The organism is Rhodococcus sp. EPR-147, assembly GCF_001647185.1.
In the GTDB taxonomy this organism is placed as follows: Bacteria; Actinomycetota; Actinomycetes; order Mycobacteriales; family Mycobacteriaceae; genus Rhodococcoides.
Window position 1 is genome coordinate 1 of sequence record NZ_LVCU01000210.1, and the last position, 2,601, is coordinate 2,601.

Here is a 2,601-nt window from a genome sequence, read left to right on the forward strand (position 1 = left end):
AGTTTCAGCGAGTAGCCCTGCATCCCGGCTTCGATCATGTCTGCGATGGGAACGTCCTGGACCTCCGCGCCGCCCGCTGTGTAGGAGTTGAAGCTGTCCCGCCAGGATTTCGGAAGCCACGGCACGGCGGCCGGGAGGGCGCGAATCGCGGTACCCCACGGAATGTCGGCGAAGGTCCGGGCCGGGTCGATCAACGTGAGAGTGGCCAGGTGGGTGCTGTCGTGCACCGCCAGGTTCGTCGCGGTCCACCCGCCGATCGACAGCCCGACGAGGTGGACCTGGTCGGTGGGTAAAGCCTCGAGTGTCTGGTCGAGCCACGCAGCCTGGTCCTCGTCGCTGGAGATCGGCCGTTCCTGAATGCTGCGTCCAGGCTCGCCGAGCAGGTCGACGGTGTAGACGTCACCGATCGTCAGCAGGCCGGGCAGGTTGGCCGCCCATACCGGCGTGGCCGAGGAACGGCCCGGCAGCAGGAGTAGCGGGTGAGTGGAGGTTCCGGTGCCTTCGAACCGATACACGCGGACGACGCCGTAGTCGGTTCTGATGTCGAGTGTCTCTGCAGGATTCGGCAGATCCTCGAACGCGCGGTCGTAGGCGGCGAGAAATCTGTCCTCGCTCGCCGCGCTGTTCCAGTGGCCGACCGGTGAGGGCGAACGGAGCACGAACGCGAGAGCGAGCGCGCCGACGGCCAACGCCCCGGCGGTGATTTTCAGGTATCGACGCCGTGTGCTTACTGCTCGGACGTTCATATCGGATCTCCTAACCGATCGGTAAGTAATTCAACCGTACGGTAGGGTGGCGACCGTGGCAACGAGAGAACCGAGCTTCGTCGAGCGTGCGCGACGCGCTCAGCTGATCGACGTCACGATCGACGCGGTCTCCCAGCACGGGTACGCGAAGGTCTCGCTCGCGCGCATCGCGGACAGTGCCGGGATTACCAAAGCAGCTGTGCTGTACCACTTTCGAACCAAGGACGCGGTGGTCGACGCGGCGTATCGGTTCGTTCTCGCAGCGCTGGTGGAGGACGTCGCAGCCGCGGTCGAGGCCGTCGACGCGCGGGAGGGTCCCGCGGCGTACGTGCGTGCGATGATCGGCCACCTACGTGATCACCCGACGCACACCCGGATGTTGGTCGAGGCGCTCGGCAACTCGGATCTGGGGCACACCCCGGAGGACCGATGGCGTCCGTTGGCCGACCTCATCGACTCATCCGTCCGGGCTCGCGGGACGGCCGGCGTCGATTCACGCACCCTGGCCATCATCGTCGGCGGGGGGATCGATGCGATCGTCACCGAGCGCCTGCACGACCCGGAGTACGACTCGGCTGCTGCTGCCGAGTCTCTCTCGGCGATGTTGGCCGCAGCTCTGAGGTAGTCCGTCGGCGTCTCCCGCCTGCCGAGCTGTCGGTGTGCTCCCATAGACTCGGTCACGACTGTGCGTATGCAGCCGTCGCCTCGAATCGCTTCTAGGAGCATTGCTGTTGTCTTCCGATTCTCTGCCTGCCATTTCTCCATCCGGGCCGGCCCCGATCGTTCCCGACGCGGCGCTGCAACTCTCGGGTCTGGCCAGCGTCGCGCTGACGGATTCGTCCATGGTGGCCGTCGCCGATGCGATCGGAACCGCCGAGCACACGCTCATCGGACCGCACTCGGTTCGCCCGTTCGTCGCCGCCGCGATCGCTCAGCACACGCAGTTGTTGATCGTCACCGCCACCGGGCGTGAAGCGGACGATCTCACCGACGAACTGCGTCAGATCCTCGGCGGCGGAGTTGTCATGTTCCCGTCGTGGGAGACGCTTCCGCACGAGCGACTCTCACCGAGCGCCGACACGGTCGGCAAGCGACTGGACGTACTCCGCCGGCTGGCCCGCCCCGGCGACACCGATTACGGCGATCCTCTGCGCGTCATCGTCACCACCGTCCGTTCGCTGGTGCAGCCCATGGCACCCGGTCTCGGCGAGATCGAACCCATCACCCTGAAGGTCGGGCTGGACATCGACTTCGACGGCTTGATCCACCGACTCGTCGAGTTCGGCTACCTACGCGTGGACATGGTCGGCAAGCGCGGCGAGTTCGCCGTCCGCGGCGGCATCCTCGACCTCTTCTCGCCGACGGCAGATCACCCGGTGCGCGTGGAATTCTGGGGCGACGAGATCACCGAGCTCCGAGCGTTCGCGGTCTCCGATCAGCGTTCGTTGCCCGATCACGAGGTCGATCTCGTCATCGCTCCGCCGTGCCGCGAACTGCTTCTCACCCAGGAAGTTCGCGACCGTGCCGCGGTTCTCGCAGCCGACAATGCCGGCGACACCGCGTTGGTCGAGATGCTCGACAAGCTGTCCGCCGGCGTCCCGGTCGAGGGCATGGAGGCGTTGCTGCCGCTGCTGCAGCCGGGTGAATTGCAGTTGCTCGCCGACACCCTCCCCGCAGGGACGCACGTGTTGCTCTGCGATCCCGAGCGAATCCGCACGCGCGCAACAGATCTGGTGCGCACGGGTCAGGAGTTCCTCGAAGCATCCTGGACGGCGGCATCGATCGGTGGAGCTGCGCCGCTCGATACCTCGACACTGGACACTTCCAGCCTCGAAGGGGCGTCACTCGATCTCGG

The 2,601-nt window shown here is 66.2% G+C and carries 2 protein-coding genes and 1 pseudogene; 2 read left to right on the forward strand and 1 reads right to left on the reverse strand.

The annotated features are described in order from the left end of the window. Nucleotides 1–746 (reverse strand): alpha/beta fold hydrolase (locus tag A2J02_RS10445; protein WP_068049850.1); only part of this gene is annotated, 746 nt, incomplete at its 3' end. Between the two features lie 55 nt (nucleotides 747–801). Between A2J02_RS10445 and A2J02_RS10450 the strand changes: the two genes are divergently transcribed. Together A2J02_RS10450 and A2J02_RS10455 are read left to right on the forward strand one after the other, a co-directional pair. After that, nucleotides 802–1,371, forward strand: a complete 570-nt coding sequence (locus A2J02_RS10450) for a TetR/AcrR family transcriptional regulator (RefSeq protein ID WP_068049852.1) — start codon at nucleotides 802–804, stop codon at nucleotides 1,369–1,371. 217 nt (nucleotides 1,372–1,588) lie between these two features. Further along, nucleotides 1,589–2,601: pseudogene (locus A2J02_RS10455) on the forward strand (transcription-repair coupling factor); the annotation flags it as partial.